The following is a 25337-nucleotide window of genomic DNA, read 5'->3' on the forward strand; positions in this document are numbered from 1 at the left end:
CGGGGTGTTTCGGTGTTGGGCTCTCTTGATGATGTCCCGTGTGCCCCCGTCCCTGAAAAGGGACCAAAACTGATGGCTGATGCATCCGCTCCAGTCGACCTGCTTGTCTGCACCACCTGCCGTGCAGGTCAGCCCACCGACATTGAAGGGCCACGCCCCGGCACCCAGCTGTTCGAAGCCCTCAGGGCGTCAGATTTGCCAGAAAACGTGACCGTTAAAGGCGTGGCATGCTTTTCCAACTGCGACTCTGGCTGCTCGGTCACCATTCGTGGTGGCGATGATCGCTGGACATACGTCTATGGCAATTTCACTGGCGCAGATGACGCGGATCTGGTTGCCGAGGGCGTGACCAAATACGCCGAAACCGTCGATGGGCTGGTGCCTTGGCGCGAACGCTCGACTCACTTCCGCAAAAACTGCATTGCACGCATTCCCCCACTGGAGATCCCTGAATGAGCACTCTTGAAAAACTTCCCGTCACCGTCATCACCGGCTTTCTGGGATCCGGCAAAACAACGCTGGTGCGCAACCTGATGACAAAGCCGCAGGGCAAACGCCTCGCGGTGATTGTGAATGAATTTGGCGATGTTGGTGTCGATGGCGAGATCCTGAAATCCTGCGCAATTCCGGACTGTCCAGCGGAAAACATCATGGAGCTGGCGAATGGCTGCATCTGCTGCACCGTGGCCGATGATTTCATCCCCACGATCGAAGCTCTGATGAACCTAGAGACCCGCCCAGAGCACATCCTGATTGAAACCTCTGGCCTGGCCTTGCCAAAACCGCTGCTGAAGGCGTTTGACTGGCCTGATATCCGCTCCAAGATCACTGTGGACGGCGTGATCGCACTGGCTGATGCGGAGGCTGTCGCCGATGGCCGCTTTGCAACTGATGTGGCTGCTGTGGATGCGCAGCGCGAAGCGGATGAAGGTCTGGATCACGAAACCCCTCTGTCTGAGGTGTTTCTCGATCAGATCAACTGCGCCGACATTGTGCTTTTGACAAAACCAGACCTCGCAGGCCCCGAGGGCGTTGCCAAAGCCAAAGAGATCGTGCTCTCCAAAGCACCACGCGCCCTGCCGGTGGTCGAAGTCGCCGAAGGTGATGTGGACCCGCGCGTTATCCTTGGCCTTGAAGCCGCCGCAGAAGACGATCTGGAAGCCCGCCCCTCCCATCACGAAGATCATCATCACACGCATGATCACGACGATCACCATCATGACGACGACCATCATCATGATCACCACCACGACCACAATCACGATGCTTTCAACAGCATTGTCGTAGATGTGCCAGAACAATCCGATCCCGCGGCTTTTGCCGCTAAGATCGAAAAAATGGCCAAAGATCTCAACATTCTGCGCGTCAAAGGCTACGCCGCGGTGGAAGGCAAACCCATGCGGCTTCTGGTACAGGCGGTGGGCGCGCGCGTGCGGCATCAGTTTGACCGCCCATGGAAGGCCGAAGAAGGCCGTCAGGGCCGTATGGTCGTGATTGCCGAACATCATGACGTAAATGTGGATGCGATCCACGCAGCTCTGGTAGACTAAGCCGCCATGCATGTAGTCTTTCGCGAAAGCCATGGCCTTGATGAGGCCGAAACCCCAATGGATCTGGGTCAGTCACCGGCTGACCTTGTTGTGCTGTCTTTTTCTGACAGCGACCTCGGGGCTTTCGCGGCAGGCTGGCACCGCAGCAATGGCGATCTTCCAACGCTGCGCCTTGCCAATCTGACAGCGTTGAAACACCCGCTGTCAGTGGACACCTACATCGACCAAACGCTGTCTGGTGCCAAAGCCATCCTGATCCGGCTGATCGGTGGGATCTCATATTGGCAATACGGCATTCAACAGGTTCAGGCGCTGGCTGCGGAAAAAGGCATCGCCCTTGCAGTACTGCCCGCAGATGGCCGTCCGGACACGCGATTGGATGAGGTCTCGACTCTGCCGGTCTCTACCCTGCATCGCCTCACGCATCTCTGTGACACCGGCGGCGCCATTGCGGCACAGGCCGCTTTGGCACAACTCGCCCTGTCTGCCGGGCTTTATGCCAAGCCGGTCATGGGCTCCAAAGCCCTGCCAGACCACGGCGGCTGGACGCCTGAGACAGGCCTATCTGATCCTCTTGCAGCGCGCGATCCTGCAAAACCACTGATTGCCCTGACGTTCTATCGCGCCTACGTCAGTTCCGCCGATACCGCGCCGATTGAGGCCATGTTTGAGGAGTTTCGCGCCCGAGGTTTTGATGTGGTGGGCCTATTTGCCCCGTCCCTCAAAGTGCCCGCATCGGCCGCATGGCTAGCCGAAACACTGCGCACACTGGCCCCTGCCGCCATTGTGAATGCCACGTCGTTCTCCGGCAAAGGGGCCGATGGCACCTCGCCGCTGGATGCCACCGAAGCGCCCGTTTTTCAGGTGGCTCTGGCCACCTCCCGCAAAAAAGCCTGGGCAGAGGCGGAACGTGGCCTCGCGCCTTCTGACCTCGCTATGCATGTGGTTCTGCCCGAAGTAGATGGCCGCCTCTTTGCCGGCGTCGCCTCTTTCAAAGAGCCTGGCAAAAAAGACCCCGCGCTGGAATACTCCCGCTTTGCCCACCGCCCGGTGCCAGAGCGGATCACGGCGATTGCCGACAAGGTCGAGGGCTGGGTGCGACTTGCGAAAAAGCCCAACGCAGAAAAGCAACTCGCCTGTGTGCTCTCCACCTACCCCGGCAAAGACTGGAACATGGCCCACGCGGTTGGGCTGGACCCGCTCGCAAGTGTTGAGGCGATCCTGTCTGACTTTGCCGAGGATGGTTTCGAAACCGGTCATGCAGACAGCACATTGGCAGAAGCGCTCCTTGGCGCGCCCCTCACATGGTCGCTGGCGGAATATAAGTCCGCTCTCAGCACCCTGCCGCAGGCGCTGCAAGATGATCTTGCCACTGCATGGGGCGCACCTGAGGATGATCCCACCGTCGCAGGCGATGCCTTCACCTTCAAGGCCACAAAACGCGGCAATATCCTGATCGCGTTGCAACCAGAGCGCGGCACCGCTCAGCTGCGCGAAGATGAGTACCACGATCTTTCCCGCGTGCCGCGCCATTCCTATGTGGCCTTCTATCTCTGGCTCCGCCAGACACAGGGTGTTGACGCGCTGCTGCACATTGGCGCCCATGGCACGCTGGAATGGCTGCCCGGAAAATCTGTCGCCTTGTCTGAAGCCTGCTGGCCCGAAGTGCTGATTGGCGACGTGCCGGTGATCTACCCGTTTATCGTGAACGACCCCGGTGAGGCCGCACAGGCCAAGCGCCGCATCAACGCGCTCACATTGGGGCATGTGCCCCCGCCGCTCAAAGCCAGCGCAACGCCGCAGCGTTTTGCGCGTCTGGAAACGCTTCTGGATGAGTTCTCCAATGCTGACGGCTTGGATCCCAAGCGCCGGGACCGTCTGCAATCAGACATCAAAGACGAAGCCGAAGCCCTTGGCCTGCAATCAGAACTTGGGCTGGATGAAGCCACCTGCCTTACCGAGGCGATCACCCGCATCGACACTTTTGTCTGCGACATCAAGGAAAGCCAGTTTGGCGATGGTCTGCACGTTTTTGGCCGTGCGCCCTCAGTCGAAGGGTCGTTTGACGCCAGCGCCTCTGCGGAGGCTGAACGCGCATCCCTGACCCGCGCACTTGCTGGCAAACGCATCGAGGCCGGCCCTTCCGGCTCCCCTTATCGCGGGCGCAAAGACGTGCTGCCCACGGGCCGCAATCTCTTCACCACCGATCCGCGTTCGGTGCCCTCCCGTTCGGCCTATGCACAGGGCGTGAAACTGGCCGAAGAGCTGGTGCGCCGCCACCTTCAGGAAGAAGGCGACTATCCCAAAAACCTGATTGTGGATCTTTGGGGCAGCGCCACCATGCGCACCGCAGGCGAAGAATTTGCCATGGCACTGCACCTTCTGGGCGCAAAACCTGTCTGGGACGAAGGCAGCGAGCGCGTCTCCGGCGTTGAAATCTTGCCCATCGCCCTACTCGAACGCCCCCGCATTGATGTCACCCTGCGGGTCTCTGGCCTGTTCCGTGATGTCTTCCCAACGCTGAGCACCCTCTTTGGACAGGCTGTCAAAGCTTTGGCAGAACGCGACGAAGCCGCCGACTGGAACCCATTCGCGGGCCGCATCACGGCCCCTCGCGTCTATGGCCCCGCGCCCGGCAGCTACGGCCTTGGCATGGGCCACGACATTGAAAATTACTCTGACGAAGGCCGCAAAGCCGCAGGCGAGGCTTGGCTCAACGCGTCCTCTTATGCTTTTGACGGCGACAAGATCACCAAAGACGCAGACGGCATTCGCGCGTTGGTGGGGGCCGCAGACAGCTTTGTGCATCTGCAGGACATGCCGGAAACCGACCTCCTGCTGGCGTCTGATTATGCCACCCACGAGGCCGGCTTTGCCGCCGCGCAAAAGATCACCGGCGGCAACGCCAATCTGTATCATGTGGACAACACCAACCCGGAAAATCCCCGCGCCCGCAGCCTGACCGAAGAAATCGCGCGTGTGGTACATGCCCGCGCCACCAACCCGGATTGGCTTGCCGGCATGATGCGTCACGGTTTCCGCGGCGGTGCCGAAATCGCCGCAACGCTGGAGCATATGGCCGCCTTTGCCAATCTTGCAGGCGCGGTACCGCCACAGCTGTTTGACGCCTATCATGATGCCACTCTCGGCGATGATGGCGTTGTCGAGTTTCTACAAAAAGAAAACCCGCAGGCATTGGCCGCGATGCGCGATCGTTTCGCCGCGCTCTATGAGGCCGGGCTCTGGGTCACCCGCCGCAACTCAATTCTTGCGGAGCTCGAGCAACTGCCATGAGCCGCCCCGCCGCCAAAGGCTGGTGCCCCGGCGCCTACAAGCCCATGATGTCTGGCGACGGACTGGTTGTGCGCGTGCGCCCGATGCTGGCGCGGCTCACACAGGCGCAGGTGCTCGGCCTCTGCGCAACGGCACAGGAATTTGGCTCTGGACTGATGGACCTCACCAGCCGCGCCAACTTGCAAATCCGTGGCGTGGCAGAAGCCGATCACGAGGCCGTTCTGGCACGTCTCGCAGATCTTGGCCTGCTGCCAGATGATCCCATGCTGGAAAGCCGCCGCAACATCCTGATCCCGCCGCTCTGGCAGGCCGGAGACGAAACCGATCAGATCGCAAACGCGCTGGTGGCCCGTTTGGGTGACTTCCCCGAGCTGCCCGCCAAAATGGGCTTTGCCATCGACATCGACGGCGCATCGCAATTCACTCAGAACTCGGCGGACTTTCGGCTGGAGCGCTCTTGTGATGGCGCATTGATATTACGCGCTGATGGGGCCTCACATGGGCGGCTTGTGACCGCAGAGACAGCCGTTGATGCCCTCATCGAAATGGCAAACTGGTTTGTCAAAACCGATGGCCCGTCTCACCGACGCATGGCTGCGCATGTGGCGCTGACCCCGCCACCGGCGGATTGGCAAGACGCCCTGCCCGTAGCAGCAGCGCCAGCTCTGAAACCCGGCAGAGTCGAACTGGGAACCATCTTTGGCGCAGCTTTTGGCCAAATCGAAGCCGAAGCTCTTGCAACCCTAGTTCGTGAAACCAAAGCGGAAGCCCTGCGGGTCACCCCTTGGCGCCTCTTCCTGTTGGAAGGTGCTGCCACCGTTGAAACCACTGATTTCATCACTGAGGCGCGCGACCCGCTTCTGCAAACCGATGCCTGCCCCGGCGCGCCGCTCTGCACATCCTCAACCGTGGAAACGCGCAGAATTGCCCGCACTCTAGCAAAACACACAAGCGGGCCGCTGCATATTTCTGGGTGCGCCAAAGGCTGCGCCCGCCCGCGCCCCTGTGCCACCACCCTTGTGGGCAACGACGGCGCATTTGATCTTGTCAAAAACGGCCGTCCATGGGATGCGCCCACAAAAACTGGTCTGACACCTCAACAGCTGACCACCGCCTTGGGAGAGTTTTGATGCCTTATGAATACGAAAAGAATGGTCAGGCGATCTATGATGAAAGCTTTGCCACCATTCGCCGCGAGGCGGAACTTGCTGACTTCGATAAAGACGAAGAGCAAGTTGTTGTCCGTATGATCCACGCCGCGGGCATGGTCGGCTTGGAAAAGCACGTGAAATTCACCCCCGGCATGGTGGCTGCGGCCCGCAAAGCCATGGAAGACGGCGCGCCGATCTTCTGTGATGCGCGCATGGTCAGCGAAGGCGTGACCCGCCCGCGCCTGCCCGCAGACAATGATGTGATCTGCACCCTGCACGCCGAAGGCATCCACGATCTGGCCAAAGAGATGGGCAACACCCGCTCTGCTGCGGCGTTGGAGCATTGGCGTGATCGTCTGGGCGGCGCCATTGTGGCCATTGGCAATGCACCTACTGCGCTGTTTCACCTCCTGAACATGCTCGAAGATCCCGAGTGCCCCCGCCCCGCTGCCATCATCGGCTGCCCCGTGGGCTTTGTCGGCGCAATGGAAAGCAAAGACGCGCTTTGGGCGGATCAACCTGTGCCCTGCATGATTGTCGAAGGCCGCCTGGGCGGCTCCGCCATGACAGTGGCCGCCATTAACGCCATCGCGAGCCGCAAAGAATGACACAGACAGGTACCATCCACGGCGTTGGTCTCGGCCCCGGCGATCCCGACCTCATGAGCGTGCGCGCGCACCGTCTTCTGAGCGGTGCCAAACATGTAGCCTTTTTCCGCAAGGCAGGCCGCAAAGGCCAGGCCCGCCAGATTGTCGAAGGGCTGCTGCCCGAAGGTGTAATCGAATTCCCGATGGAATATCCGGTCACCACCGAAATCCCGCTGTCTGATCCACGCTACAATGAAATCCTGTCGCAGTTTTATGAGGATGTGACCCAGCATCTGATCCGCCTCGCCCAAGCTGGCGACGATGTTGTTGTGCTCTGTGAGGGCGACCCGTTCTTTTACGGATCCTTCATGCACATCTATGAGCGCGTGCGCAAAGTTGTGCCCGTCAACGTGGTGCCCGCCATCACCGGCATGTCCGGCGCATGGACAGCCACAGGCGCGCCGATCACCTGGGGTGACGATGTGCTCACCGTGCTCACCGGCACCCTGCCGCAAGACACGCTGACCGACTACATCTCCCGCACAGACTCCCTGGTGGTGATGAAGATCGGCACCAACTTTGAAAAAGTCATCGCCGCCCTCAAATCCGCAGACCGCTACGAGGATGCTTGGATCGTGCAATACGCCACCATGCCCAAGCAGACGGTGACAAAACTCTCAGAAATGACCGACGACGTGACGCCTTACTTCTCGATCATAGTTGTACACGGTCAGGGGCGCCGCCCATGAGCACGTCAGAACAAGGCTGGGTTCAGATCGTCGGCATCGGCCCCGGTGATGAAGCGCTGGTGACCCCACAGGTGCAGGCCGCGCTGGCTGAGGCCACCGATGCGGTGGGCTATATCCCCTATGTGGAACGTGTGGCCGCCAACCCGAACTTGACCCTGCACCCGTCAGACAACCGTGTTGAAATCGACCGCTCCCGCCACGCGCTGGAAATGGCCTCTGAGGGCAAACGCGTGGTTGTGGTCTCCTCCGGCGATCCGGGTGTGTTTGCTATGGCCGCTGCGGTGTTTGAGGCCGTAGAACATGGCGAGGCCGCATGGCGTGATCTCGACATCCACGTGCTGCCCGGCATCACAGCCATGCTGGCGGCCTCTGCGGCTTGCGGCGCGCCACTGGGCCATGACTTCTGCGCCATCAACCTCAGCGACAATCTCAAGCCTTGGGAGTTGATCGACAAACGCCTACGTCTCGCCGCAGAGGCCGATTTTGCCATGGCCTTTTACAATCCGCGCTCCAAGTCGCGACCGGAAGGCTTTGAAAAAGCGCTCAAAACCCTGAAAGACGCCTGTGGTGACAACCGCCCGATGATCTTTGCCCGCAATGTGTCGCGCCCCGATCAGACCATCAAGATTGTGCCGCTTCAGGACACCACACCGGATATGGCGGACATGCGCACCGTGGTGTTGCTTGGCTCCAGCCAGACCCGCATCATCGACCGCGATGGCACGCCGATTGTCTACACGCCCCGGTCGGTGGCTGGCTGAATGTCGGTCATGGCCCCTCGCAAAAAGGGCCGCGACCGATCCTGGGAGGAAGCAAAGCGCCCTCCCATGGGGAGGGTCGGGCGCGGCCCGTCTACGCCGGGCCAAACTTCAGTTATTGACCCAAGCCATAACCGCCTCCGCTGTGGCCAGCTCCGCCCTCGGCGGCAGTTCAGGCCGGTCAATCATAATCACCGGAATGTTCAACGCCCGCGCGGCATGCAGCTTGGCCTCCGCCCCAATGCCCCCAGCGTTTTTGCAGACCACCACTTCCACGCTGTGCTGCTCCATAAGCGCGCGGTCCCCAGCCACATCAAACGGCCCCCGTGCCACAACCACGGTGTGATGCGGCACGGCAGGCGGGGTGTCCGGCTGATCTACAAGGCGCAGGACATAATGATGCTGCGGCTGGGCCGCAAAGGCAGGCAGATTGAGCTTGCCCAGCGCCAGCAACACCCGCTTGGCCGCCCCATCAAGCGCCGCCACAGCGCCCTCAATATCCGCCACATGGTGCCAGTCATCCCCGGCCTGCGCCCGCCAGGCCGGACGGGTCAGAGCGATCAGCTCAACGCCCTCCTGCGCACAGGCGTGATAAGCGTTCCAGCTCATTTGCGCGGCAAAAGGATGTGTCGCATCAATCACATGGGTGATGCTATTGTCCCGCAAATAGGTAGCCAACCCGTCAACACCGCCAAATCCCCCCACCCGCATGGGCAAAGGCTGCTCTTTGGGCTTGGCGACACGCCCCGCATAAGAGAAAACCGCGTCAATACCGGCTTGCGCCACGGCTTTGGCCAAAGCGCTGGCCTCGGTTGTGCCGCCAAGAATAAGGAGTTTGGTTGTCATGTCAGTTGATCCTTGGCTCACCATCGTCGGGCTCGGCGAAGATGGCCCAGATGGCCTTCCCCCTGCAAGCCGCAAAGCGCTTGAAAATGCCGAAGTTGTCATGGGCGCGGCACGGCACCTTTCGCTGCTGCCCCAGATCACCGCTAAGACTGTGACATGGCCCGTGCCTTACGCGGATGGCCTCACGCTTTTGCTGGAAAACCGCGGTCGCAAAACCGTCGTGCTCGCGTCTGGCGATCCGTTCTGGCATGGCGCTGGTGGCAGCCTCACCAAACACTTGGAGCCGGGGGAATGGCGCAGCCTGCCCGCCCCCTCCACCGTGTCTCTGGCCGCGGCCGCGCTTGGCTGGCCGTTGGAAAGCACAACCACCATGGGCCTGCATGCAGCCCCCTTTGCGCGCCTGCGCCCGCATCTCGCCAATGGCGCACGCGCCATCGTAACCCTGCGCGACGGGGATGCTGTTTCCGATATTGCCGCTTGGCTCACCGGTATCGGCTTTGGCGCAAGCACATTGCACGTGCTTGAAGCCCTCGGCGGCCCCCGCCAACGCATACGCCAGTCCGCCGCCCAAGAGCTAGCCTTCACCGATATCACACATCCCGTTTCTGTCGCGATTGAGGCACTGGGAGGCCCCGCCCTCACCACCGCCTCAGGCCGCCCGGACACCTTTTTTGACAACGATGGTCAGATCACCAAGCGCCCTGTGCGCGCCCTGACGCTTTCTGCACTCGCTCCCCTGCCCGGCGAGCACCTCTGGGACATCGGCGGCGGCTCAGGCTCCATCGCCATCGAATGGCTGCTGGCCCACCCCCGCACCCGCGCCACCAGTGTGGAGATCAACCCAGAACGGGCGCAGCGTATTGCAGCCAATGCTGCAAGCCTCGGCGCAGACCGCCTGTCAGTTGTCACCGGTGATGCGCCCGCAGCCCTTGCCGGTCTTGAGCCCCCTGACGCCGTTTTCATTGGCGGAGGCATCAGCGAAGACATGCTACAAGCGGTCTGGCAGCAAATGCCAGAAGGCGCGCGATTGGTGGCCAACGCGGTAACGCTTGAGGCAGAGGTGCTTTTGGCCAATTGGCAGGCACAAAACGGCGGCGACCTCTTGCGTATCGAGCTGGCGCATGCCAACCCCTTGGGCCGAAAACGCGGCTGGAAATCCGCTTATCCCATTGTGCAATGGAGCGTCACAAAATGAGAGTTGCAGGTTTTGGCTTCCGACAATCCGCCACGCTGGAAAGCCTGCAAGCCGCTTGGCAGGCCGCGCAGCCCGTGGATGTGTCAGCGATTGCCGCACCGGAAGACAAAGCGCAGGCGCAGGCATTTGCGACCTTTGCCGAGGCACTCTCTCTGCCTGTGATTCCCGTGGCACCACAGGATATGCACGCAGCCTCCACAGTGACCAACTCCACGAAAGTACGCGAAAAGCGCGGCACCGGGTCGGTGGCAGAAGCCTGCGCGTTGGTGGCTGCGGGTGCATCGGCGACATTGCTGCAAACCCGCGTCATCTCAGAAGACCGTATGGCCACCTGCGCCATTGCTGAAGGAAGTACCACATGACCGTTCACTTTATCGGTGCAGGCCCCGGTGCGGCCGATCTCTTGACCTTGCGGGGGCGTGACCTGATCGCCTCTTGTCCGGTCTGCCTCTATGCGGGCTCTCTTGTGCCGGATGAAATCCTGTCCCACTGCCCCGAGGGCGCGCGCATCATCAACACTGCACCGCTGGATCTCGATGCCATTGTGGCCGAATGCAAAGCGGCCCATACAAAAGGCCAGGATGTGGCCCGCCTGCACTCTGGCGATCTCTCTGTCTGGTCCGCCATGGGGGAGCAACTGCGCCGCCTGCGCGCTGAGGGTATCCCGGTCTCTGTCACCCCTGGCGTGCCAAGCTTTGCCGCCGCCGCAGCGGCGCTGGAAACCGAGCTCACCCTGCCCGGTCTGGCGCAATCGGTGGTGTTGACCCGCACCCCTGGGCGCGCCTCCTCCATGCCAGAAGGCGAAACGCTTAAGAATTTCGCAGCCACCGGCGCGACCCTTGCCATCCACTTGTCCATTGGCAACCTTGATCACGTGATCGCTGATCTGACCCCCGCCTATGGCGCTGGCTGCCCGGTGGCCGTGGTCTACCGCGCCAGCTGGCCCGATCAGCAGATCATCCGCACCACACTCGCCACCCTGAAGGCCGATGTGACCGAAAATATCACCCGCACGGCGTTGATCCTTGTCGGCCCCGCCCTCGCAGGCGAAGGCTTTGACGAAAGCTGCCTCTACGCCACCGAATATGACCGCCGTTATCGCCCGCAGACCGCAGACAGCCCATGGTCGAGCTGGCAGCATGGAGACGACTGACATGACCACCACCATGCCCCCCGGCATCCTGATTTCCGCCCCCTCCTCCGGCACCGGCAAAACCACCGTGATGCTTGGCCTTCTGCGTGCTCTGGCCGAAGATGGCCTGAATGTGCAGCCGTTCAAATCCGGCCCGGACTACATCGACCCGGCGTTCCACCACGCCGCCGCCCGCCGCCCGGCGTTCAATCTGGACACATGGGCCATGCCGCCCGCCCTTGCCGGCGGCATATCAGAACAGGCGCAAGGCGCAGACATCATCGTCGCCGAAGGCTCCATGGGCCTGTTTGACGGCGTGGCCACACGTGGTGAAAACGGCTTTGGCAGTTCCGCGGAAACCGCGCTGATGATGGGCTGGCCGGTTGTTCTGGTGATCGACGTGGGTGGTCAGGCGCAATCGGCGGCCGCCACCGCGCTGGGGTTCAAAACCTACAACCCAGATCTGCCCTTTGCCGGAGTGATCCTCAACCGCTGCGCCTCTCCGCGTCATGAGCGCCTTGCGCGGCTGGGCATGGATCAGGCCGGTATCAATGTGCTTGGCGTACTCCCCCGTCGCGGCGATCTCGCCCTACCTGAGCGCCACCTCGGCCTCATTCAGGCAATCGAGCACCCCGATCTTGAAGAAGCCATCACCGGCTATGCCGCCTTCCTGCGTGAGAATGTGAACTTAGAAGCCCTCAAAGCGGCTGCCAAAGCTGGCCCCGCGCGCTCTGGTCAATTGCCCAAACCTCCAGCGCAGCGCATCGCCCTTGCACGGGATGCCGCCTTCAGCTTCACCTATCCGCACCTTCTGACTGGCTGGCGCAATGCAGGTGCAGAGATCCTGCCCTTCTCCCCACTTGCCGATGAAGCCCCAGACGCAAGCGCCGATCTTGTCTGGCTCCCAGGTGGCTACCCGGAGCTGCACGCCGGCACGCTTGCCGCCAATCAGACCTACCTCACTGGCCTGCGCAAACACGCCGAAACCAAACCGGTGCACGGCGAATGCGGTGGCTATATGGCCTTGGGTCAGGCGCTGATCGACAAAGAGGGCAACCGCCACGAAATGGCAGGTCTTCTGGGGCTTGTGACCTCCTATGAGAAACGCAAATTCCACCTCGGCTACCGTCAAGCAACATTGCAGGCCCCCATGCTGGGCTTTGAAACGGGCGCGCGCCTGCGTGGCCATGAATTCCACTATTCCACCATTCTGGAAGAACCTGATGCCCCGCTCGCCCAAGTTGGCGATGCAGACGGCAACCCGGTGCCGGAAACCGGCTCGATCAAGGGCCACACCACCGGCACCTTCTTCCACCTGATTGCAGAGGCCTCCGCATGACCGGCTTTGTCAGTTTCGTAAGCTCCGGCCCGGGTGATCCCGAATTGCTCACATTGAAGGCTGTTGATCGCCTCGGGAAAGCAGAGGCCGTGCTGTTTGATGACCTCTCCGCAGGCCCCATTCTGGAGCACGCCAACAAAGAGGCGGATCTTGTTGGCGTGGGCAAACGCGCGGGCCGCCCCTCGCCCAAGCAACACCACGTCAGCCAGCTCTTGGTGGACTACGCCCAATCCGGCGCCCATGTGGTGCGCCTGAAATCCGGCGACAGCGGCATTTTTGGCCGTCTAGAAGAAGAAATCACCGCCCTCAAAGAAGCAGGCATTGATTTTGAAATCATCCCCGGTGTGACGTCGGCCAGCGCCGCCGCCGCTGCAGCTGGCATCCCGCTGACCCGCCGCCTTGTTGCCCGCCGTGTGCAATTTGTCACCGGTCACGATGTGGCAGGCGCCCTGCCCGGCGATATCAACCTTCAGGCTTTGGCGGATCCTGGCGCCACCACAGTGCTCTTCATGCCCAAACGCACCTTCCCGGAACTGGCCGAAAAACTCTTTGCCACCGGCCTGCGCCGCGACTGCCCTGCGCTCTTGGCCGAAAGCGTGTCCCATCCGGAACAGACGCTCACCCGCACCACGATGGAAGACCTCGCCAAACAGCTGGCGGAAGAGATTTCCACAGCGCCGGGCATCATCCTCTTTGGCGAACTGGCAGATCCCAAATGACAACGCTTTCCCTCGTTGGCATCGGCTCGGGCAACCCCGACCACCTCACCCGACAGGCACTCAAAACGCTGGAGGCCGCAGATGTCATTCTGCTGCCCCGCAAAGGTGACGAGAAAACCGAGCTCGCCGATCTGCGTCGCATGATCGCCGCAGAGCTTCTGACCACCGCGCCTAGGATCGTCGAATTTGACTATCCGGTGCGCGACGCAGACACGCCGAAATATCTTGACGGCGTGAACACCTGGCATGATGCGCTGGCCGCAATCTGGCAGGATCTCATCGCCACGCATGCCCCCGCTGATGGCCATGTCGCTCTGATGGTCTGGGGCGACCCTTCGCTCTATGACAGCACCCTACGCATTGCTGATCGCCTGATCGCACGCGGCATCCCGCTGACTGTGAACGTGGTGCCCGGCATCACCTCGCTGCAGATGCTGACCGCCGCCCACGCCATTCCGCTCAACACTTTGGGCGATCCGGTGCAGATCACCACGGGGCGCAAACTGCGCGAAGACGGCTGGCCCGAAGGTGTTTCAACCGTGGCCGTAATGCTGGATGGCAGCTGCTCCTTCCAGCATCTCGATCCCGCAGGTCTGCACATCTGGTGGGGGGGCTATGTGGGCATGGATCAGCAGATCCTGATCGAAGGCCCGCTGGCAGAGGTCTCTGCCAAAATCATCAAGGCCCGCGCAGATGCACGGGCCAAGATTGGATGGATTATGGATATCTATCTGCTGCGCAAAGCGGCTTAGATCGTCGCTTCAAACAGCGCTGTGAGGTTCGCCTCAGTCAGTTCCACCGGGTTGCCACCGCAGCTCGGATCAATCAGCGCGCCTTTGACCAGATCAGGGATGGCATCCGCTTTCACGCCCAGATCAGACAGCTTGCGCGGGATGCCAAGGCTGTCGTTAAAGCCCTGCACAAACGCACGGAAGCCTTCAAAGCCGCCTTCAATCCCCAGGTAACCCGCGGCCAGATCAAAACGTGCTGAGATCTCAGCTGCGTTCAATTCCAGAACCGCTGGCATGCAGACCGCATTGGTGGTGCCGTGGTGCGTGTTAAACATCGCGCCCACCGGGTGGCTCATGGCATGGATGGCTCCGAGACCTTTTTGGAACGCTGTCGCCCCCATCATTGCCGCGCTCATCATATGCGCGCGCGCCTCCAGATCGGTGCCATCCGCATAGGCGCGCGGCAAGTTCTCGATGACGAGCTTCATGCCTTCCAATGCGATCCCCTGGCTCATCGGATGATAATGCGGGCTGGAATAAGCCTCAACGCAATGGGCAAAGGCATCAAGCCCGGTGCCTGCGGTGATAAACTTGGGCATGCCCACAGTCAGCTCTGGATCGCAGATCACGATGGCAGGCAGCACCTTGGGGTGGAAGATGATCTTCTTCTCATGGCTGACCGAGTTGGTGATGACACTCGCGCGCCCCACTTCAGAGCCGGTTCCTGCGGTGGTTGGCACAGCGATAATGGGTGCAATCCCATCAGGATCCGCACGGGTCCACCAATCGCCAATGTCTTCAAAATCCCAAACCGGGCGCGTCTGGCCAGACATAAAGGCAACCATTTTGCCCAGATCAAGACCAGAACCACCGCCGAAGGCGATCACCCCATCGTGGCCCCCAGCGCGGTAGACCTCAAGACCGGCCTCAAGGTTTTTCTCATTTGGGTTCGGATCCACGTCAGAGAACATGGCGCGCCCCAGGCCCGCCGCCTCCAAAAGATCCAGAGTGGCCGTGGTGATCGGTAGATCCGCCAACCCTTTGTCTGTCACCAGCAGCGGCTTTTTCATGCCGGTGGCCGCACAGGCCTCTGCCAGCTCTTTGATGCGGCCAGCGCCAAATTTCACTGCGGTCGGATAGGACCAGTTGCCAACAAGTGTCATGATGTCACCTTCTTCAGATGGTAAGATTTCGGGCGTGTCAGGTTCTGGAAGCCGATCACAGACAATCCGCCGCCGCGCCCGGTGTTTTTGCAGCCGGTCCAGCACAGACCCGGATCAAGGTAATCCGCCCGGTTCATGAACACGGTGCCAGTCTCAATTTCATTGCCCACACGCTCGGCACGTTCCACGTCTTTGGTCCACAGGCTCGCCGTCAGACCAAACTCGCTGTCGTTCATCAGGGCAATGGCTTCTTCATCAGAAGACACCTTCATGATGCCCACAACCGGCCCAAAGCTCTCATCGCGCATCACACGCATGTCGTGGGTCACATCGGTCAGGATCTGCGGCGTCAGATAAGCCCCGCCATCATCCTCAGCAAAGGTCTCAATATGCGCGGTTGCCCCAGCGTCCAGCGCTTCCGCAATCTGGGCGCGCACCTCATCAGCAAACCGCACATTGGCCATCGGGCCAATTGTGGTCTCTTCCTCCAACGGATTGCCAAGTTTGTAGCCGTTCACAACCGCCACCGCCTTTTCTACAAAAGCGTCATACAGGCTCTCATGCACATAGATCCGCTCGATACCACAGCAGCACTGGCCAGAATTGAACATCGCTCCGTCAATCAGCGTGTCCACCGCCGCATCAAGATCTGCGTCTTCCATGACATAGCCCGGATCTTTGCCGCCAAGCTCCGTGCCAACACCCGTGAATGTGCCCGCCGCCGCGCGTTCCATCGCCTGACCACCACCGACGGAACCGGTGAAATTCACAAAATCAAACGCATTGCCCGCGATCAGATCATTGGTCACGTCATGGCTCAGGAAAACGTTCTGGAACACATCTTCTGGCACACCCGCGCTCTGGAAAGCCTGCGCCATGCGCTCCCCCACCACGAGGGTCTGGGTGGAGTGCTTCAGCACAACGGAGTTACCGGCAATCAGCGCTGGCGCCACAGTGTTGATCGCCGTCATGTAAGGGTAGTTCCACGGCGCCACCACAAACACCACCCCATGCGGCAGGCGCTTGATATAGCGCTTGAACGTGTCGTCTTCGCCCACCTGAATATCCGCAAGCGACTCCGCCGCGATATCCGCCATATGGCTTGCTCGTTCATTGAACCCGCCAAATTCCCCGCCATAGCGCACCGGGCGGCCCATCATCTTGGCCAGCTCGGGCACGATCTCATCGTTCATCGCGCCCACAGCGGCCACACCGGCCATCACCAGATCAATCCGCTCTTGCAGCGGACGCGCCGCCCAGGCTTTCTGTGCCGCTTTGGCGCGCGCCGCTGCGGCAAACGCCTCATCTGCGCTCAACACAGGGCGTTCTGCAAACACCGATCCATCGATCGGAGAGATACAAGTCAACATGCCGCTCATGGCAACACTCCATCCATAAGGGGCACAACGCCCCGCTTTCTCATTCGTCAAATATCCCGGGGAGTATGAGGGGCTGGCCCCTCACCTCTTCCGGTTTACGCCCGCTCAAACCCGCGTGCAATTTCCCAATCAGTCACCACCGCGTCAAAGGCTTCCTGCTCCCATTCCGCCATCCGCACATAATGGTCAACCACGTCACTGCCCATGGCCGCGCGCAGCATGTCAGAGCCACGCAGCGCCTCGGTGGCATCCCGAAGACTGGTCGGGATCACATTGTCGCCCGCCTCATAGGCATCCCCTGTCAAAGGTGCACCGGGATCCAGCTGTTCCTCAATCCCTTTGATGCCTGCCGCTAACATCGCCGCAATCGCCAGATAGGGGTTCATATCCGCCCCAGGCACCCGGCATTCCACCCGCACGGCTTTGCTGCCATCGCCACAAAGCCGGAAAGCCGCTGTGCGGTTGTCCACCGACCAGACCTTGGCAGTTGGCGCAAAGCTGCCTTTCTGGAACCGTTTATAACTGTTCACATAGGGCGCAAGGAACACGGTGATGTCATCGGCATATTTCAGCAGGCCACCCAGATAGTGCCGCGCCAGATCGGACATGCCCAGATCCTTATCCGCATCAAAAAACGCAGGCACGCCGTCTTTTGTCCAAAGCGACTGGTGCACGTGGCTCGCACTGCCCACTTTGTCATGGTGCCACTTCGGCAGGAAAGACACCGCATGCCCCTTTTGCCAACCGATTTCCTTGGCTGCATGTTTGGAAATCGTGTGGTTTTCAGCCGCATCCATCGCGCTGCCATAGCGGATGTTGAGCTCTTCCTGCCCGGTCTCTGCTTCACCCTTGGAGCCTTCCACCGGAATGCCAGAGGCATAAAGCCCATTGCGCAGCGCGCGCATCACGCCCTCTTCCTTGGTGGTCTGAAGGATGTGATAATCCTCATTATAAGCACTGATCGGCGTCAGATCGCGATAGCCGCTCTTGCTCATCTCCTCAAAGCTCTGCTCAAAGATAAAGAACTCAAGCTCGGTGGCAGACACCGCCTCAAACCCCATCTCCGCCAGCCGCGCGATCTGCTTTTTCAGCATGGCACGGGGCGAATGGCCAATGTCATGATGGCCGTGGTGATCCATCACGTCACAGATCACCAGCGCAGTACCCTCCAGCCATGCTGCCCGGCGCAGGGTTCTGAGGTCAGGCTTCATCAGATAGTCACCATAGCCCGCAGACCAACTGGTCGAGGCATAGCCCTCAACCGTGTGCATCTCCAGATCGGTCGCCAACAGGTAGTTGCAGCAATGGGTCTCTTCCCAGGCGCTGTCCACAAAATGCTGCGCCACAAACCGCTTGCCCATCAAGCGCCCCTGCATATCCACAATACAGGCCAAAACAGTGTCAATCTCGCCGCTCGCGCTCAGCCCGCGCAGCTCTTCAAGGGTCAGGTTGCCAGACATCAAATGCGCCTTCTTTGTTGCGTATCAAAGCCCCATCCGCTGACGGGGCTTTGAAAAATGTGATTTCAAAAAGACTTAGCCGTAACGGTACGGACGACCCGCCGCCTGCATGTCTGCGTTATACTTGCGGAAGATCTCCACAACCTTCGCCTTGGTCGGGCTTTCTGCTGCGATCTCATCCCAGAACTTCACGGCAGCGGTTTCCACCTGAGCCCATTCTTCATCTGGAATGGAGGTCAGCTGCATCTTGGTGCCGTTCACACGCAGGTTGGCTTCACCACCCCAATACCACCACTGACGATAGTAGTGCGACTGATCGGTACAGACGCGGAACAGGGTCTGCAGATCTTCTGGCAGTTCATTCCAGCGGTCCATATTGGCAAAGAAGCTGCCCGCCCAGGCACCGGAAATGTTGTTGGTGAGGAAGTAGTTGGTCACATCGGCCCAACCCACGGTGTAATCCTCGGTGATGCCAGACCATGCAATACCATCAAGCTCGCCGGTCTGCACCGCCACTTCGATATCTTCCCATGGCAGGGTCACTGGCACGACACCAAACTGGCTCAGGAAGCGGCCCGCGGTTGGGAAGGTAAAGATGCGCTTGCCCTTCAGGTCTTCCAGAGAGTTGATCGGATCTTTGGTGGCAAAGTGGCACGGATCCCAGGCACCCGCGCTGATGTGTTTCACACCCACTTTGGAATACTCTTCGTCCCAAATCTCGTTCAGGCCGTACTGGTTGAACAGCACAGGCACATCGAGGCTGTAGCGAGAGGCAAACGGGAAGTAGCCGCCAAATACCGTCACCTCGGTGGGCGACGCCATGGAGTCATCGTCAGACTGCACCGCATCAATGGTGCCGCGCTGCATCGCACGGAACAGCTCGCCGGTTGGCACCAGCTGATCCGCATAGAACAGTTCAATCTGCATGCGGTCGCCCGCAATCTTGTTGAACATCTCAATCGCTGGATCAATCACATGCGCCGCCAGCGCAGGACCGGCATAGGTCTGCATGCGCCACTTAATGGTGCTCTGCGCAATTGCAGGCGCCGCGAGCGGTGCGGCCATTGCGCTCACACCTGCGGTCTGAAGAAACTTACGTCTTGTCGTCATTTCTCTATCTCCTTGTTGAAACTGGCACCGTTTGCGGCACTCTGTAGGTTTATTATTTTCCGTAAACATAGTTGGGCAGCCAAAGCGCGATCTGCGGGAAGACCATGACCAATGTCAGCGCCAGCACCATCACAGCCACAAATGGCACGATGCTCCGGTAGATGTCGCGCAGAGTGACTTCGCTCGGCGCCATGGCCCGCATGAGGAACAGGTTATAGCCAAACGGCGGCGTCATATAGGCGATCTGTGTGGTGATCGTATAAAGCACGCCATACCAGATCAGATCAAAGCCAAGCACTTTCACCAATGGCACGTACAGCGGCGCAACAATCACAAGCATCGCCGTGTCATCCAGGAAAGTCCCCATCAGGATGAAGCTCAGCTGCATAAGGATCAGGATCATCCATGGATCCAATCCCAGCTGTTCGGTGAACAGGTTGTCGATCGCTTTCACTGCGCCCAGACCGTCAAACACCGCGCCAAAGCCCAGCGCCGCCAGAATGATCCACATGAACATGCAGGAGATGCCAAGCGTGCTGCGCACCGAGGTTTCAAACACTTCCCGCGTCATCCGCCCCTTCAGCACCGCTGCCACAAAGGCGGTGATCGCCCCAATCGCCGAGCTTTCGACAAGCGAGGTCCAGCCATTCACGAAAGGCACCATCATGGTGGCAAAGATCACCACCGGCAGCAGACCGGCACGCAACAGGCGCAGCTTTTCCGCGCGGGTGATATCGCGATCCGCCTCCGGCAAGGCCGGGCCAAGCTCCGGCTGAATGCGGCAGCGGATCACCACATAAAGGATGAACATCGCCGCCATCATCAGCCCCGGAAACACACCGGCCAGCCACAACTGCCCCACTGGCTGCCGCGCAATCATGGCGTAAAGTACGAGCACCACAGAGGGCGGCACAAGAATACCAAGGCTCGATCCCGCCTGAATGACCCCGGTCACCATGCGTTTGTCATAGCCGCGTTTCAGCAATTCCGGCAGCGCAATGGTCGCGCCAATCGCCATCCCCGCAACGCTGAGACCGTTCATCGCAGAAATCAGCACCATCAACAGGATCGTGCCAATCGCCAGACCACCGCGCACCGGCCCCATCCAGACATGGAACATCTTGTAAAGGTCGTCTGCAATCTTGGATTCACTCAGCACATAGCCCATGAAAATGAACATCGGCAGCGTCAGCAGCGGATACCATTTCATCAGCTTCATCGCGGCAGAGAAGCCAATGTCGCTGCCCCCCGTGCCCCACAGCAGCACCGCTGCCAGCACTCCCACAAAACCAATTGCGCCAAAAACGCGCTGCCCGGTCATGAGCATCAACATCATGGTCGAGAACATCAGAATGGCGATCATTTCATAAGACATCAGTAGTCAACTCCACGCATCCGCGCGATGTCTTTGAACAGTTCAGAGACCGCCTGTAAGAACATCAGTATAAAGCCAAAAAGCATGATTAGTTTGATCGGCCACAAAACCGGGCGCCAGGCCGTTGGGCTGCGCTCGATATAGCCGATCACTTCGCTGGCAGCCTCGCGGCCTCCCGTGACATAGGCCCAGACCAGATCACGATAAAACGCATAAGGCTCGACGCCAAAATGCCCCAGTGAATAGGCGCTGGAGCCCACAGCCCCGTGGATCAGGATCGCAATGTAAAACAGCAAGAAGAACACGGTCATCGCGTCCACCGTCGCGCGCTGGCGCAGAGTCCATTCGCCGTAGAACAGGTCCATCCGCACATTGGAGCCAAGCTGCATCGAATACGGCCCGCCAAGGATGTAGTAAGTCACCATGGCAAACTGCGCCATCTCCAGCGTCCAGAGCGAAGGCGTCATGAAGGTCTTGGAGAAAGAGGACCACAGCAAAATCGCCATCATGGCAAAGATGCCATACATGATGAATCGCCCAATGCGCCGGTTAAACCCGTCGACACCGCGAATATAGAGCCGGATCAGCTTCGGCATTTATCGGCCCTCTTCCGTTTTTGTGTCTTTGGCAAGCCCCGCAAGTGCGGCTTGCAGCGCGCCTTCGATCACGTCAGCCATATGGGCAATCTGTGTCTCCGTCCGCAGCAGGTCGTTGCGCACTTCAAGCATCACATTGGCCGTCTGGGTCGCGAGCCCGTAAAGCTTCAGCGAGTGTGTCACGCCATCTTCCGGCCCATATGGCGCATTGCGCTGTACATCATGCGGTGCACCCGCCAACGCCTCAAGCATCCCATCTGCCAAACGTGTGTCCCGGTCATGCAGGATGCCAATCTCCACATCGCGCTTTGCGCCGTGATAGATCGGTGTGAACGAGTGCACCGTGACAATCGCCTTGGGCTCAAGCATGGCAATCACCTGCTCAACCGCCCCCCGAAACGGCAGATATATCTGTTCGACACGGGCCTCGCGCGCCGCGTCAGACAGCCCAACGTTGCCGGGGATGTCGAAAATCTCACTGCGCTGAGGGATTGCACTCTCCGCCACCGGTGGGCGGTTGCAGTCGTACAGCAAACGGGAGACACCACCCGCAACAAGGCTGCTATCAAAGCGTTCCGCCAGCAGTCGCGTCAGCGCAAGCGCCCCCGGATCCCAGGCCACATGGCTTTCGCGGACCTCATCACTCAGCCCAAGATCACCGAACGATTCTGGAAAATAATTGGAGGCATGTTCACAGACAAACAGCACATCACAAGGCGCCACGGCGCCCTCAACATGAACCACTTCGTCATCTTCTAGCGTCATCAGCGCCTCCCTTTGTGAACAAACTTCTTCAGGAGCCCCCACCCTGTCAATAATTATTCTGAAAATTTTTCTTCTTATAATTGAATTATGAAACTATGCTTACAGAAACAGCAGAAAGAGAATGGGGTCCAAGTGGCAGACACCGCACAGGAAAAGATCAAAAAGATCTATGAAAGCCTGACCCGCGCAGAGCGTCAGCTCGCAGGGGTAATTCTGGAAAATTACCCGATGTCGGGGATGGGCTCGATCACGAGACTGGCTGACAAAGCGGCGGTCTCCACCCCAACTGTTGCTCGTATGGTCCAGAAACTTGGCTATTCGGGGTTCCCTGAGTTTCAAGATACGTTGCGACAGGAAATGGAGGCGCGCTTCTCCAATCCGATCGCGAAACATGAAAGCTGGGCCGAAAGCGCACCAGAAGAGCACCTCCTCAATCGCTTCACGGATGCCGTGATCGGCAATATTCGCCAGACGTTGGCCAGCGTTGACCCTAAACAATTCGATGCGCTGGCCGAAATGCTCGCGGATGAAAGCAACGCGCTGTATATCACTGGCGGGCGTGTCACCCATGCCCTCAGCGAATATTTGCACCTCCACATGCAGGTTATTCGTGCCCGTGTGCGCCACATCAGAGGCACCTCCAACGCATGGCCGCATGACCTTCTTGATATCAATGAAGGTGACGTTGTGCTGATCTATGACATCCGTCGCTATGAAAACTCGACATTGCGCCTCGCTGAAATTGCAAAGGCGCAGGGCGCACGCGTCGTTCTCATCACCGACCAATGGCAAAGCCCGATCAGTCAATATGCCGAAATCTCACTGAACTGCCGCATCGAAGCCCCATCTGCTTGGGACTCGACCATTGCAATGATGCTCCTGTCCGAAACACTGATTGCCGCCGTACAGGAAGCCTCTTGGGGCCGAACAGAACAACGCATGCGCACGCTCGAAGATATGTTTGACCAAACCAAAATCTTCAGAAAATTCGTTTAGCACGCAGCACGCATTGTCTAGAGTCTCGGCGCAACAAAGCCCCCGGCCGACGCCTATCTTTCTACGCAGGCAGTGACGCACTTCATGGGTGCGCATGGACGATCAACTGCCTTGTTTGTCGCCAAAGCAGAGACAAAAGTTAACAAAACCTTACTTTTTTCACGACACGTCACGCTTTTGCCCCGATCTGGACGCATTCGCTTTGCAAGGTCGCCCTTGGATCGAAAGACAGAATGTTCTTCGAACCGTGTTGGTTTGTGTTGAAAACGCTATCCATCGGGCAGCCACAGAAAGGGCTGAGACATGAAAATACTGGCCGTCGATGACGACGAAAGCATCTGCGCGCTTCTGGAAGAAGCGGTCGCCGCCAAAACCGAGCATACTTTGGTCACCGCACCATCAGGTCCGGAGGCGATCCGCATCATTGCAAAGGCCAAGGTGCCATTCGATTGCTTTTTGCTCGACATTCAAATGCCGGTGCTAGACGGCATCGCTCTGGCGGCGAAGATCCGCAAAACCAAAGGGTACGCGCGCACGCCGATCATCATGCTGACGGCCATGTCTCAAAAGAAATACGTGGATGCCGCCTTTGCCGCAGGCGCCAGCGACTTTGTGACCAAACCCTTTGATTTCTTGGAACTGTTCAGCCGCATCTCTATGGCTCAACACATGGTTCTGGAGCAGCAACGCACCCATGATGCGGCGGCTGAAATGGTCGCGCTGAAACGAGAGCTGCGCGAAACAGTGACACAAAGCCTTGATGAACCCATTGAGCTGACAGGTGTCACCCAAGTGGTCGGCTACGTGAGTTTTGAAGATCATTTGTTGAACATGTCACGCCGCGCGGTGCGCAGCAGCTGCGCATTCGCTGTCAAAGTGGACACGATCCAAAGCGCATTCACAACGCTGTCCCCACATGCGTTTCGGCGCATGTTGACGGATATTTCCAGTGAATTGATGTCGGTGGTGGCTGACAACGCTGCAATCGCAACATACCGTGGAAGTGGTGACTACCTCTGCATTTTACCGCGCAGTAGGCGATTGCAGACAGAGCAAATCGAAGCGGACTTGAACGACCGCCTGCGCTATCTGCCATCCACGCAGATCGACGGGCTGGTCAGCAGAGTAACCGTCGGGCAACCCCAAAAACTGGCAACGCTTACACGCGCAGGTGCCCTGCTGGCCCTCCAACGGGCCCTTGCAAATGTGCAGTCACGCGCCCAGCACCGCAACGTGCACGCGCCTTGCTTGCGCAAGCCCCTACGCCAAACAGGCAAAAGTGGCTTCCAAAACGAAATGGAACGCCGCGCTTATGAGCATCTGCTGCATGATGCCCTGCGCGAGGATGTTGCCTCACGTCGAACCGCAACGGCCTTCGGCTAGCACTTCGCTCGCTCTGGCCGTTCAAACACAGATAGATGCCTGAAAACGCAGAACGTTTAATGGCGATGACTGTTTGACAAATCCATCCGCGCGACCTGCACAGGCACCCCGTCGATCATCATAACCGGTCCGGCAGCGCATGCCACAAGTCCCAAGCGCCTGATCCAGCGCGGCCACACCGCAGGAACAAGCCCCAGCACTTCCCGCGCATTCATCGCTCGGGCAGAGGAAATCAGCTTTTCCATCAACTGTGTCTGAACTTCCATCCGTTGCTCAGCAGGCACATCACGCGCCACAAATACGCGCGTCGCGTCCAGCACGCGCGGATCGATCGGCGCTTCGTCAAACAAAAGATTGCTCGGTATGGAGTCGAGCATGCCTTTTTGCGCATCCCGTAACATGTAGGAATACATCCCACAACGCGCAGTTGTTGGCGTCAAACGGACACCAGCCATCACGCGTTCCCCTTCATGGACCGCAATCCAGCTACTCGCAGGCGTATCGTATTGATCGTACTCCATACCTGCCACCTCGGGCAGGTCCCATTTATTCTGCACAATGAAGGACTGTTTGCGCGCCTTTAACAGGTTCACCATCAATTCCCCATGCATGTGCATGTTCTCAAACGAGAGAGTCGTCGTCAGCATATCCATGAACTCTCCGGATATATTGTTTCCCCAAAACACCAAATCACACTGACACAAGGCGCCCTTCAACAGCGCGCCTGACACATACCCACGCACTCATCACCACACCCTTTGGGCGAACGGCACACTCCGAGAAAAACAACAAGAAACCCAAATACCCGACGCAGAAAAAACAGGTATAACCAAATAAACCAGCAGCTTAGCCAATATTTCTAGCAATTCAGCCACTCAGGCAGGAGCGCCCCCAGACACCACTAAGTAAACTGAGCCACAAATTTTACTCAACATCTACTGAAAAAGTTCACGACTTTAAGATTCTCGACTGTTTCTGCATTGAGAACACAGTTTTTACAATTTGATCAAAATTTTCTGCTAATTGTTTAGTCTCTGTAAACTATTTTAAGGACATCGT

24 protein-coding genes are annotated in these 25337 nt (G+C 59.1%); 15 read left to right on the plus strand and 9 right to left on the minus strand.

The window, feature by feature from the left end:
• The first annotated feature begins 72 nt into the window (after positions 1-72).
• Genes J7413_RS03865 through cobJ form a run of 7 tightly spaced genes read left to right on the plus strand, consistent with a single transcriptional unit; the run spans position 73 to position 8092 of the window.
• Positions 73-456 (plus strand): DUF1636 domain-containing protein, encoded by a 384-nt coding sequence (locus J7413_RS03865; RefSeq protein ID WP_209096572.1) that lies wholly within the window; start codon positions 73-75, stop codon positions 454-456.
• On the plus strand, positions 453-1550 hold the full coding sequence (cobW, locus tag J7413_RS03870; protein WP_209096574.1) for a cobalamin biosynthesis protein CobW: 1098 nt from the start codon (positions 453-455) through the stop codon (positions 1548-1550). The genes J7413_RS03865 and cobW overlap by 4 nt, the downstream gene beginning before the upstream one ends.
• A 6-nt stretch (positions 1551-1556) precedes the next feature.
• Positions 1557-4844 (plus strand): cobaltochelatase subunit CobN, encoded by a 3288-nt coding sequence (gene cobN, locus J7413_RS03875; RefSeq protein WP_209096575.1) that lies wholly within the window; start codon positions 1557-1559, stop codon positions 4842-4844.
• Positions 4841-5974 (plus strand): cobalamin biosynthesis protein CobG, encoded by a 1134-nt coding sequence (locus J7413_RS03880; RefSeq protein ID WP_209096577.1) that lies wholly within the window; start codon positions 4841-4843, stop codon positions 5972-5974. The genes cobN and J7413_RS03880 overlap by 4 nt, the downstream gene beginning before the upstream one ends.
• Positions 5974-6603 (plus strand): precorrin-8X methylmutase, encoded by a 630-nt coding sequence (locus J7413_RS03885; protein WP_209096579.1) that lies wholly within the window; start codon positions 5974-5976, stop codon positions 6601-6603. The genes J7413_RS03880 and J7413_RS03885 overlap by 1 nt, the downstream gene beginning before the upstream one ends.
• Positions 6600-7331 carry a precorrin-2 C(20)-methyltransferase gene (gene cobI / locus J7413_RS03890; RefSeq protein WP_209096581.1) on the plus strand — a complete coding sequence of 244 codons (732 nt, stop codon included), beginning with the start codon at positions 6600-6602 and terminating at the stop codon, positions 7329-7331. The genes J7413_RS03885 and cobI overlap by 4 nt, the downstream gene beginning before the upstream one ends.
• Positions 7328-8092 carry a precorrin-3B C(17)-methyltransferase gene (gene cobJ / locus J7413_RS03895; protein ID WP_209096583.1) on the plus strand — a complete coding sequence of 255 codons (765 nt, stop codon included), beginning with the start codon at positions 7328-7330 and terminating at the stop codon, positions 8090-8092. Before cobI ends, cobJ begins: the two co-directional genes overlap by 4 nt.
• 108 nt (positions 8093-8200) lie before the next feature.
• Here the strand turns inward: cobJ and J7413_RS03900 are convergent, their stop codons facing one another.
• The gene (locus J7413_RS03900) at positions 8201-8935 is read right to left on the minus strand and encodes a cobalt-precorrin-6A reductase (protein ID WP_209096585.1); all 735 of its coding nucleotides are present in this window, start codon (positions 8933-8935) and stop codon (positions 8201-8203) included.
• On the opposite strand from J7413_RS03900, the gene cbiE reads away from it, so the two are divergent.
• From cbiE to cobF, 6 genes are read left to right on the plus strand one after another with little or no spacing between them, the layout of a single operon-like run.
• Entirely contained in the window at positions 8934-10130 is a 1197-nt protein-coding gene (gene cbiE / locus J7413_RS03905) for a precorrin-6y C5,15-methyltransferase (decarboxylating) subunit CbiE (protein WP_209096586.1), read from the plus strand. The genes J7413_RS03900 and cbiE overlap by 2 nt on opposite strands.
• Positions 10127-10492, plus strand: coding sequence for a cobalamin biosynthesis protein (locus J7413_RS03910; protein ID WP_209096587.1), 366 nt, complete (start codon positions 10127-10129; stop codon positions 10490-10492). The genes cbiE and J7413_RS03910 overlap by 4 nt, the downstream gene beginning before the upstream one ends.
• Positions 10489-11283: a precorrin-4 C(11)-methyltransferase gene (gene cobM / locus J7413_RS03915; RefSeq protein ID WP_209096588.1), complete on the plus strand. Its 795-nt coding sequence runs from the start codon at positions 10489-10491 to the stop codon at positions 11281-11283. Before J7413_RS03910 ends, cobM begins: the two co-directional genes overlap by 4 nt.
• A gap of 1 nt (position 11284) precedes the next feature.
• Positions 11285-12601 carry a cobyrinate a,c-diamide synthase gene (locus J7413_RS03920; protein WP_209096589.1) on the plus strand — a complete coding sequence of 439 codons (1317 nt, stop codon included), beginning with the start codon at positions 11285-11287 and terminating at the stop codon, positions 12599-12601.
• The gene (gene cobA / locus J7413_RS03925; protein WP_209096590.1) at positions 12598-13320 is read left to right on the plus strand and encodes a uroporphyrinogen-III C-methyltransferase; all 723 of its coding nucleotides are present in this window, start codon (positions 12598-12600) and stop codon (positions 13318-13320) included. The genes J7413_RS03920 and cobA overlap by 4 nt, the downstream gene beginning before the upstream one ends.
• On the plus strand, positions 13317-14072 hold the full coding sequence (cobF, locus tag J7413_RS03930) for a precorrin-6A synthase (deacetylating) (protein ID WP_209096591.1): 756 nt from the start codon (positions 13317-13319) through the stop codon (positions 14070-14072). The genes cobA and cobF overlap by 4 nt, the downstream gene beginning before the upstream one ends.
• Here cobF and J7413_RS03935 read toward each other — a convergent pair.
• From J7413_RS03935 to J7413_RS03965, 7 genes are all read right to left on the minus strand, one after another.
• On the minus strand, positions 14069-15214 hold the full coding sequence (locus J7413_RS03935) for an iron-containing alcohol dehydrogenase (RefSeq protein WP_209096596.1): 1146 nt from the start codon (positions 15212-15214) through the stop codon (positions 14069-14071). The genes cobF and J7413_RS03935 overlap by 4 nt on opposite strands.
• Positions 15211-16593 (minus strand): aldehyde dehydrogenase family protein, encoded by a 1383-nt coding sequence (locus J7413_RS03940; RefSeq protein ID WP_209096599.1) that lies wholly within the window; start codon positions 16591-16593, stop codon positions 15211-15213. Before J7413_RS03940 ends, J7413_RS03935 begins: the two co-directional genes overlap by 4 nt.
• A gap of 95 nt (positions 16594-16688) precedes the next feature.
• Positions 16689-18053: a glutamine synthetase family protein gene (locus J7413_RS03945; protein ID WP_209096601.1), complete on the minus strand. Its 1365-nt coding sequence runs from the start codon at positions 18051-18053 to the stop codon at positions 16689-16691.
• Positions 18054-18128: 75 nt separating this feature from the next.
• Positions 18129-19163, minus strand: coding sequence for a TRAP transporter substrate-binding protein (locus tag J7413_RS03950; RefSeq protein WP_209096603.1), 1035 nt, complete (start codon positions 19161-19163; stop codon positions 18129-18131).
• A gap of 52 nt (positions 19164-19215) precedes the next feature.
• Positions 19216-20538 (minus strand): TRAP transporter large permease subunit, encoded by a 1323-nt coding sequence (locus J7413_RS03955; protein ID WP_209096605.1) that lies wholly within the window; start codon positions 20536-20538, stop codon positions 19216-19218.
• Positions 20538-21134, minus strand: a complete 597-nt coding sequence (locus J7413_RS03960) for a TRAP transporter small permease subunit (RefSeq protein ID WP_209096607.1) — start codon at positions 21132-21134, stop codon at positions 20538-20540. Before J7413_RS03960 ends, J7413_RS03955 begins: the two co-directional genes overlap by 1 nt.
• Positions 21135-21899 (minus strand): N-formylglutamate amidohydrolase, encoded by a 765-nt coding sequence (locus tag J7413_RS03965; protein WP_209096609.1) that lies wholly within the window; start codon positions 21897-21899, stop codon positions 21135-21137.
• Between the two features lie 132 nt (positions 21900-22031).
• Here J7413_RS03965 and J7413_RS03970 point away from each other — a divergent pair, with 132 nt between their 5' ends.
• A complete protein-coding gene (locus J7413_RS03970; protein WP_348538716.1) occupies positions 22032-22895 on the plus strand; it encodes a MurR/RpiR family transcriptional regulator in 864 nt (287 codons plus the stop codon).
• A gap of 303 nt (positions 22896-23198) precedes the next feature.
• The gene (locus tag J7413_RS03975) at positions 23199-24278 is read left to right on the plus strand and encodes a response regulator (RefSeq protein ID WP_209096613.1); all 1080 of its coding nucleotides are present in this window, start codon (positions 23199-23201) and stop codon (positions 24276-24278) included.
• Positions 24279-24334: 56 nt separating this feature from the next.
• Here J7413_RS03975 and J7413_RS03980 read toward each other — a convergent pair whose 3' ends face one another.
• On the minus strand, positions 24335-24931 hold the full coding sequence (locus J7413_RS03980; RefSeq protein ID WP_348538717.1) for an acyl-homoserine-lactone synthase: 597 nt from the start codon (positions 24929-24931) through the stop codon (positions 24335-24337).
• Between the last annotated feature and the right edge of the window lie 406 nt (positions 24932-25337).

It is taken from the genome of Shimia sp. R10_1 (genome assembly GCF_017744095.1).
Taxonomy (GTDB): domain Bacteria; phylum Pseudomonadota; class Alphaproteobacteria; order Rhodobacterales; family Rhodobacteraceae; genus Shimia.

What these genes read in the sequence shown, in the direction of transcription:
- cobA (WP_209096590.1), top strand. Translation starts at nt 12,598, where the DNA reads ATGACCGGCTTTGTCAGTTTCGTAAGCTCCGGCCCGGGTGATCCCGAA.
- cbiE (WP_209096586.1), top strand. Translation starts at nt 8,934, where the DNA reads ATGTCAGTTGATCCTTGGCTCACCATCGTCGGGCTCGGCGAAGATGGC.
- J7413_RS03975 (WP_209096613.1), top strand. Translation starts at nt 23,199, where the DNA reads ATGAAAATACTGGCCGTCGATGACGACGAAAGCATCTGCGCGCTTCTG.
- J7413_RS03880 (WP_209096577.1), top strand. Translation starts at nt 4,841, where the DNA reads ATGAGCCGCCCCGCCGCCAAAGGCTGGTGCCCCGGCGCCTACAAGCCC.
- J7413_RS03910 (WP_209096587.1), top strand. Translation starts at nt 10,127, where the DNA reads ATGAGAGTTGCAGGTTTTGGCTTCCGACAATCCGCCACGCTGGAAAGC.
- cobW (WP_209096574.1), top strand. Translation starts at nt 453, where the DNA reads ATGAGCACTCTTGAAAAACTTCCCGTCACCGTCATCACCGGCTTTCTG.
- cobM (WP_209096588.1), top strand. Translation starts at nt 10,489, where the DNA reads ATGACCGTTCACTTTATCGGTGCAGGCCCCGGTGCGGCCGATCTCTTG.
- J7413_RS03955 (WP_209096605.1), bottom strand. Translation starts at nt 20,538, where the DNA reads ATGTCTTATGAAATGATCGCCATTCTGATGTTCTCGACCATGATGTTG.
- cobF (WP_209096591.1), top strand. Translation starts at nt 13,317, where the DNA reads ATGACAACGCTTTCCCTCGTTGGCATCGGCTCGGGCAACCCCGACCAC.
- J7413_RS03945 (WP_209096601.1), bottom strand. Translation starts at nt 18,053, where the DNA reads ATGTCTGGCAACCTGACCCTTGAAGAGCTGCGCGGGCTGAGCGCGAGC.
- J7413_RS03965 (WP_209096609.1), bottom strand. Translation starts at nt 21,899, where the DNA reads ATGACGCTAGAAGATGACGAAGTGGTTCATGTTGAGGGCGCCGTGGCG.
- J7413_RS03900 (WP_209096585.1), bottom strand. Translation starts at nt 8,935, where the DNA reads ATGACAACCAAACTCCTTATTCTTGGCGGCACAACCGAGGCCAGCGCT.
- J7413_RS03980 (WP_348538717.1), bottom strand. Translation starts at nt 24,931, where the DNA reads ATGGATATGCTGACGACGACTCTCTCGTTTGAGAACATGCACATGCAT.
- cobJ (WP_209096583.1), top strand. Translation starts at nt 7,328, where the DNA reads ATGAGCACGTCAGAACAAGGCTGGGTTCAGATCGTCGGCATCGGCCCC.
- J7413_RS03920 (WP_209096589.1), top strand. Translation starts at nt 11,285, where the DNA reads ATGACCACCACCATGCCCCCCGGCATCCTGATTTCCGCCCCCTCCTCC.
- J7413_RS03885 (WP_209096579.1), top strand. Translation starts at nt 5,974, where the DNA reads ATGCCTTATGAATACGAAAAGAATGGTCAGGCGATCTATGATGAAAGC.
- J7413_RS03935 (WP_209096596.1), bottom strand. Translation starts at nt 15,214, where the DNA reads ATGACACTTGTTGGCAACTGGTCCTATCCGACCGCAGTGAAATTTGGC.
- J7413_RS03950 (WP_209096603.1), bottom strand. Translation starts at nt 19,163, where the DNA reads ATGACGACAAGACGTAAGTTTCTTCAGACCGCAGGTGTGAGCGCAATG.
- J7413_RS03940 (WP_209096599.1), bottom strand. Translation starts at nt 16,593, where the DNA reads ATGAGCGGCATGTTGACTTGTATCTCTCCGATCGATGGATCGGTGTTT.
- cobI (WP_209096581.1), top strand. Translation starts at nt 6,600, where the DNA reads ATGACACAGACAGGTACCATCCACGGCGTTGGTCTCGGCCCCGGCGAT.
- J7413_RS03960 (WP_209096607.1), bottom strand. Translation starts at nt 21,134, where the DNA reads ATGCCGAAGCTGATCCGGCTCTATATTCGCGGTGTCGACGGGTTTAAC.
- cobN (WP_209096575.1), top strand. Translation starts at nt 1,557, where the DNA reads ATGCATGTAGTCTTTCGCGAAAGCCATGGCCTTGATGAGGCCGAAACC.
- J7413_RS03865 (WP_209096572.1), top strand. Translation starts at nt 73, where the DNA reads ATGGCTGATGCATCCGCTCCAGTCGACCTGCTTGTCTGCACCACCTGC.